General features: G+C 63.7%; 1 protein-coding gene. It reads left to right on the top strand.

Translation table 11 applies throughout. The annotated features are described in order from the left end of the window. Window positions 1-257: 257 nt before the first annotated feature. Window positions 258-628: P-loop nucleotide/nucleoside kinase family protein (locus IF809_RS38705; RefSeq protein ID WP_462840100.1), on the top strand; the 371-nt coding region annotated here is incomplete at its 3' end.

The following is a 628-nucleotide window of genomic DNA, read 5'->3' as shown; positions in this document are numbered from 1 at the left end:
CTTCCTGCATCGAGCCGGCGTGGTCGCGACGACTGCGCCGGCTTTTTGCTGTGCTGTAGGATGGGTAGAGCCAACGGTCCGCGCAAAGCGCGGCCCGACGATAAACTCCGCGAAACCCATCGTCTGTCACCGTGGCACGAAGTCGATGGGTTTCGCTTCGCTCTACCCATCCTACGCAATCCTCCCGCGCTACCGCCCTTCGCGATTCGTTATGCACGGCCTATTGCCAGCACTGAACGGCCGAACCAACATGGGGCATGACAGCATTCACTACGCCCCAGCTGCTGGTGCTCAGCGGCCTGCCTGGCACCGGAAAGACGACGCTAGCCCGGGAGCTGACGAGACAAACCGGCGCGACCTACCTTCGCATTGACGCTATCGAACAGAGCCTGCGGGCGGGCGGCCTCGAGCCTGGCGCGTACGGTTACGTCGTCGCGAACGCGCTCGCGTTCGAGAATCTTAGACTCGGCCGCGTTGTCATTGCCGATTGCGCCAATCCCGTCCTTGCCAGTCGGCGCGGCTGGCGTGCAACGGCCCAGCGAGCCTCTGCCCGGAGTGTCGATATCGAACTGATCTGCAGTGACCTCGCCGCTCACCGTGGCCGGATCGAAGCCCGCGTGTCCGATAT

This window comes from Bradyrhizobium sp. UFLA06-24, from assembly GCF_054967145.1.
The sequence above is the reverse complement of the archived record's forward strand: the minus strand, read 5'-3'. Positions and strand labels throughout refer to the sequence as shown.